Source organism: Kocuria rhizosphaericola (assembly GCF_044462205.1).
Taxonomy (GTDB): domain Bacteria; phylum Actinomycetota; class Actinomycetes; order Actinomycetales; family Micrococcaceae; genus Kocuria; species Kocuria rhizosphaericola.
Genome location: NZ_JBISWK010000121.1, coordinates 47,999 through 53,998, shown reverse-complemented (window position 1 = coordinate 53,998; position 6,000 = coordinate 47,999). Strand labels below are relative to the sequence as shown.

Here is a 6,000-nt window from a genome sequence, read left to right as displayed (position 1 = left end):
TTGCAATTGACTTAATATTCGAACACGTATTCGAATGGAGGTGTGAGCTTTCCGCACCTGCACGTCGCCACCGCCTTCAGCGCCCACTTCGGGGTCAGCCGGCCCGCCGCCCTGGCCGCGGCCGCCGCTGCGGACGGCGCGGACGTGCTCGCCTGCACCGACCGGGACGGGCTCTACGGCGCGATCAAGCACCTGGGCGCGTGCCGGGAGCACGGCATCGACCCGGTCCTGGGGGTCGACCTCGCCCTGCTGGCCCCCGGCCGCGAGCGCTCCCTCGGCCGCGTCGTGGTGCTCGCGGCCGGCGGCACCGCCGGCGCGGGCTACGCCGCCCTGTGCCGGCTCGTCTCCACCGCCCACGCCACGGAGGGACCGCCCGGGGCGACCGCCGCCGAGATCGCGGCCTCCGCCGTCTCGGCCCGGCACGAGGACCCGGTCCTGACCGTGCTGCTCGGACCCGCCTCCGACGTCGGGCAGGAGCTCGCGGCCCGCCGCTACCGCACCGGGCGCGCCGCCCTCGCCCGGTGGCGGGCCCTGCTCCCCGCCCCGGCGCTCGCCGTGGAGGTGGTCTCGCACCTGGCCGCCCCCGGCACCGCGTGCAGCACGTCCCACGCGGCCCGGATGCTGCGCGCCGCCCTCGACGCGGGACTGACCCCGGTGCTGACCAACGCGGTGCGCTACGCCACCCCCGCCGAGGCCGCCACCGCCGACGTCCTCGACGCCGCCCGTGCCCTCACCCCGCTCGAGACCCTCGGGGCGCGAGCCGGCCTCGCGCCGGACGGCAGGGGAGGGGGCGCCGGACGGACCGGGGCGTCCCGGCGGACGGCGGCGCCGGAGCCGCTGCAGCCCAACGGTCAGGGCTGGCTCAAGTCCGCCCGGCTGATGCGCGCGCTCGCCGCGGAGATCGCCCGGGCCGCGGACCTCGGCGCCGCCGGCGCCGCGGAGCTGCTGGCAGGCACCCAGCGGGTCGCCGACCGGTGCCGGCTGGACCCGGTCGCCGACTGCGGCTGGGGGAGTCCGGTGGTGCCCGAGGCCTCCGTGCTGGGCCTGGGCCGGCCGGCGCCCGCGGAGCTGCGGGCCCGGTGCGAGGCGGGCCTGGGGCGCCGCTATCCGGGCCGCCGCGCCACGCGGGCCGTCCGGGACCGGCTGGAGCGGGAGCTGGGGGTGATCGAGCACCTCGGCTTCGGCTCCTACTTCCTCACCGTGGCCGAGGTTTCCGCGATGATCGGGGCGATGGGCGTCCGTCACGCCGCCCGCGGCTCCGGGGTGTCCTCGCTCGTCAACTACCTGCTCGACGTCTCCCAGGTGGATCCGCTCGAGCACGAGCTGCTCTTCGAGCGCTTCCTCTCCGGCGACCGCTCGACCCTCCCGGACATCGACATCGACGTCGAGTCCGCCGAGCGCCACCGCGTCTACCGGCGGATCTTCGAGCGCTTCGGCCCCGAGCGGGTGAGTCTCATGAGCATGCAGAACGCCTACCGGGCCCGCGGCGCCGTCCGGGACGCCGGGCTGGCGCTGGGCCTCGACGCCGAGACCGTGGACGGCGCCGCCAAGCAGCTGTGGCACCTGCCGGCCTCGGCGCTGCGGGAGACCATCGCCCGCCGGCCGGAGCTGCGGGACTTCGCCGAGCAGGTGGCCCAGGAGAAGCAGCTCGACCTCCTCGTGGACCTCACCGAGCGCCTGGACCGGCTGCCCCGGCACATCTCCATGCACCCGTGCGGGGTGATCCTGGGGGACCTGAGCCTCCTGGACCGCACGCCGGTGCAGTCCAGCGGGACGGGGATGCCCATGAGCCAGTTCGACAAGCACGACATGGACCCCATGGGCATGCTCAAGCTCGACATCCTCGGCGTGCGGATGCAGTCGGCGCTGGCCCACGCCGTCGACGAGGTGGCCCGCACCCACCCGGACCGGCCCCGCCTGGATCTCGAGGCGATCCCCGTGGACGACGGGAGGACGTTCGAGCTCATCCGCTCGACCCACACCCTGGGCTGCTTCCAGATCGAGTCCCCGGGCCAGCGCGAGCTCATCGGCAAGATGGCGCCCACGAGCTTCCGGGACCTCATCGTGGACATCTCCCTGTTCCGTCCCGGGCCCATGCACTCGGACATGGTCCGCCCCTACCTGGAGCACCGCCACGGCTGGTCCGTGCCCGCCTCGATCCACCCGGCCCTCGATCCGATCCTCGCCGAGACCCACGGCGTGACCGTCTTCCACGAGCAGGTCCTGCGCATCCTCGACACCTTCACCGGGTGCGGTCTCGCCCGGGCCGACGAGCTGCGCCGCCGGCTGGGCTCGGAGCGCCAGCTGGAGGTGGAGGAGTTCTTCCGGGAGCGGGCCCGCGCGCGGGACTACCCCCTCGACGTCGTGGACCGGGTCTGGGAGATCCTGGCGGCGTTCGGGTCGTTCGGCTTCTGCAAGGCCCACGGCGCGGCGTTCGCGGTGCCCACCTACCAGTCCGCGTGGCTGAAGGCCCACCACCCGGAGGCGTTCCTCGCGGGGCTGTGGGAGCACGATCCCGGGATGTACCCCAAGCGCCTGCTCGTGGGGGAGGCGCGGCGGATGGGCATCCCCGTCCTGCCCGTGGACGTCAACCGCTCCGACGAGCACTACCGCGTGGAGCGGCTCGACGACGACCCCGCCCGCCTGGGCGTGCGCCTGGCCCTCACCGGGATCCACGGGGTCTCCCAGGCCGAGGTCCGCCGGATCGTGGCCGGGCAGCCCTACGCCTCGCTCGCCGACCTGCGGCAGCGGGCCCGTCCCGCCCGGCGCACCCTCGAGCGTCTCGCGGCCGTCGGGGCCTTCGACGGCCTGCTGCGCCGGTCCGGCGGCGCCGCCTCCCGCGCCGATCTCGTGCACGCCCTGCGGGTCCGGGCGGACAGCGGCCGGCCTTCCCGGCCGGCCGGGGAGGTGGAGGGGCAGCTGGCCCTTCCCCTCGGGGACCTCGAGCTGCGCGCCCTGCCCGCGGAGCGCCCCGAGCCCACCCTGGCGGAGAAGGTCCGCACCGAGCTCGACCTGCTCGCGGTGGACGTCTCGGCGCACCTGCTGGAGAGCTGGGCGCCACTGCTCCGCGAGCTCGGGGTCACGCCCGCAGAGCGGCTGCTGGAGCTGCGCAACCGTTCCGAGGTGCTCGTGGCGGGGGTGCGGGTCTCGACGATGACCCCTCCCATGCGCAGCGGCCGGCGGGTGGTCTTCGTCAGTCTCGACGACGGCACGGGCACGGTGGACTGCGCGTTCTTCGCCGACGCCCAGGACCGCTCGGGGCAGCACCTGTTCGGCACGCGGATGCTGCTGGTGCGGGGGCGGACGCGGCGCACCGGACCCCGGGGGATCAGCCTCAGCGCGGAGCAGGCCTGGGACCTCACCGACCCGGGAACACCGGCTGCCGTGCGCGCCGCGCCCCCGCTGGCCCCCCCGAGAAGCAGGGCAGGATGAACCGGGAAACCGCGCAGTTCCAGGGGTTTCACTCTCGGTGAAGCCATTGGCCAGGGAACTGATTGCCAGTATGGTTACTAATAACAGCGGATGAGCTGCACCCCGCCCCCGGGCGGAGATCGTCCGCGGCGAGCCCCCCGTCCAGGGGAGCCCGTTGCCTCGCAGAATAGAGAAGGAGTTCTCATGGCTACGTACGACGTCAACGCACTGCTCTCGGCCACCGCCTACGGGTCGGACGGCGACAAGATCGGCAAGGTCGAGCAGGTCTTCCTGGACGACAACACCGAAGAGGTCACCTTCGTGACCGTCAACACCGGTCTGTTCGGCTCCAAGGAGAGCTTCGTCCCGGTCGACGGCGCCCAGCAGGACGGTGACCGCTTCGTCCTCCCCTACACCAAGGACGTCGTCAAGGACGCCCCGAACGTGGACGCGGACCAGCACCTCTCCCCGGCCGAGGAGGAGGAGATCTACCGCTACTACAAGATGAACTACGCCGGCGCCGATGCGGGTGACCGCGACGACCGCTACGCCGCGGACACCGACCGCAACGCCGTCCCCGCGACCGGCACCGCCGGCACCGCCGGCTACGCCGAGGTCGACCGCGACACCGCCGACCGCAACAGCACGGCGGGGATCGCCGACGTCGACCGCTCCGTCACCGATCGCGACCTCACCGACCGGGACCGCGACGTCACCGACCGTGCCGACAACGGCGTGGTCCGCCACGAGGAGCAGCTGCACGTCGGCAAGGAGCAGCGCGAGACCGGCCGCGCCCGTCTGCGCAAGTACGTGGTCACCGACCACGAGACCGTGGACGTGCCCCTCGAGCGCGAAGAGGTCCGTGTCGAGCGCACCCCGCTGAACGGCAACGAGGCCACCTCCGGCACCATCGGCGAGGAGGACGTCGAGGTGAGCCTCCACGAGGAGCGCCCCGTCGTCGCCAAGGAGACCGTGGGCGTCGAGAAGGTCGGCCTCGAGAAGGAGACCGTCCGCGACACCGAGCGGGTCGACGCCGACGTCCGCAAGGAGCAGGTCGAGGTCGAGACCGACGCCGATCGCGGCACCGGGCTCACCGACGACGATCGCCGCGACCGCATCTGATCGCGCCCGATCCGTTCCGGGGCCCCCGTCACCGTTCCGGNCGGTGACGGGGGCCCCGTCGTCGTGCCGGGCGCGGTTCGCGCCTATTCCCGCCGGGCCCGGGCGCCGGGCACAGCCGCGTAGTAGACCAGGCCCAGCGCCACCACCGCCGCGGCCGCCACGTACATGCCCCGGTAGCCCAGCGCAGGGACCAGGGCCCCCATGAACATCGGGCCCAGCGCCACGCCCACGTCCATGCACAGGAAGTAGGTCGAGGTGGACAGCCCCACCCGGGTGAGCGGGGCCGAGCGGACCGCGGCGGCCTGGGCCGCCGAGAGCACCGCCCCGTAGCCCACTCCCAGCACCGTGCCCGAGGCGAGCACGAGGAACGGCGAGTCCGCGGCCGCGAGCAGCAGCAGCGCCACCACGAACAGCAGCAGCGACGGGTACAGCACCGCGTTGTCCCCGCGCCGGTCCTGCAGCCGGCCCGCGAACGGGCGGCTCACCAGGACGGTGACGGCGTAGGCCACGAAGTACGCGCCCGCGGGGCCCACGAGGTCCGCCTCCACGGCGAACGGGTTGAGGAAGGACAGGACCGCCGAGTAGCCCACGCCCACGAAGAGCATGAGCGCCGACACGGGCAGGGCCCGCACCTCCACGAACTGCCCCGCGGAGAAGGAGCGCAGTCCCGCGCGCTGCTCGGGGGAGAGGCTGAGCTCGGGGACCCGGGTCACGGCCCCCACGGCGAGACCCAGCAGGGCGATCGCCGTGCACACCACGAAGAGCGTGCCGTAGCCCACCGCCGTGGACAGGCTCAGCCCCACCAGGGGGCCCAGCGCGGCGGCCAGGGTGGTGGAGAGCATGAAGTACCCGGTGCCCTCGCCCCGCCGGTGCGCCGGGATGAGGGCCTGGACGGAGGCCGGCAGCACGGTGGTCGCCATGCCGAAGCCCACGCCGTTGAGCACCCGGACCACGAGCAGGCCCCAGAAGCCGGTGTCCAGCAGGTAGGCGGCGGCGCACAGCGCGAGCAGCACGAGCGCGGCGTGGAGCACGCGCCGGCGCCCGAGCAGCTCCATGTACTTGCCGGTGAGCAGCCGCGCCAGGACCGCCCCGACGATGAAGGCGCTCGTGGCCACCCCGGCCAGCGCCTCGTCCGTGCCGAAGCGTTCCATGGCGTAGAGCGCCATGACGGTCATCAGCAGGTAGAAGTTCATGGAGATGAGGAACTGGCCCGCCCACATCAGCACGAAGCCGGAGGTCCACAACCGCTGCGGCGGCGGAGGGGAGGACGGAATCTCCCCGCCCGGGGCGGGCGGGTCGGGCGGTCCGGGAACGTCTGCGGGCATCGGGTGGCCTCACCTCCGCCGGTCATCATCTCACCGCCGCGGCCCGCACCGGCCGACAGGTACCATCGATGCAGTGCGCGCCGCCCGCCGGTGCCGCTGCCACGTGCCCCCCGTACCGGTGCGTGCCGTTGCCGACCCAAGG

Annotated in this window: 3 protein-coding genes; 2 read left to right on the top strand and 1 reads right to left on the bottom strand. The window is 73.8% G+C overall.

The genetic code is table 11. The features are described from left to right. Positions 1 to 42: 42 nt before the first annotated feature. Together ACH9D2_RS12440 and ACH9D2_RS12435 are read left to right on the top strand one after the other, a co-directional pair. Positions 43 to 3,432, top strand: a complete 3,390-nt coding sequence (locus ACH9D2_RS12440) for a DNA polymerase III subunit alpha (RefSeq protein WP_396363115.1) — start codon at positions 43 to 45, stop codon at positions 3,430 to 3,432. A gap of 183 nt (positions 3,433 to 3,615) precedes the next feature. Next, positions 3,616 to 4,533: a DUF2382 domain-containing protein gene (locus ACH9D2_RS12435; protein WP_396363114.1), complete on the top strand. Its 918-nt coding sequence runs from the start codon at positions 3,616 to 3,618 to the stop codon at positions 4,531 to 4,533. 83 nt (positions 4,534 to 4,616) lie between these two features. Here the strand turns inward: ACH9D2_RS12435 and ACH9D2_RS12430 are convergent, their stop codons facing one another. Beyond that, complete coding sequence (locus ACH9D2_RS12430) at positions 4,617 to 5,858, bottom strand: MFS transporter (protein WP_396363112.1); 1,242 nt, start codon at positions 5,856 to 5,858, stop codon at positions 4,617 to 4,619. Positions 5,859 to 6,000: the final 142 nt, after the last annotated feature.

What these genes read in the sequence shown, in the direction of transcription:
- ACH9D2_RS12435 (WP_396363114.1), top strand. Translation starts at nt 3,616, where the DNA reads ATGGCTACGTACGACGTCAACGCACTGCTCTCGGCCACCGCCTACGGG.
- ACH9D2_RS12430 (WP_396363112.1), bottom strand. Translation starts at nt 5,858, where the DNA reads ATGCCCGCAGACGTTCCCGGACCGCCCGACCCGCCCGCCCCGGGCGGG.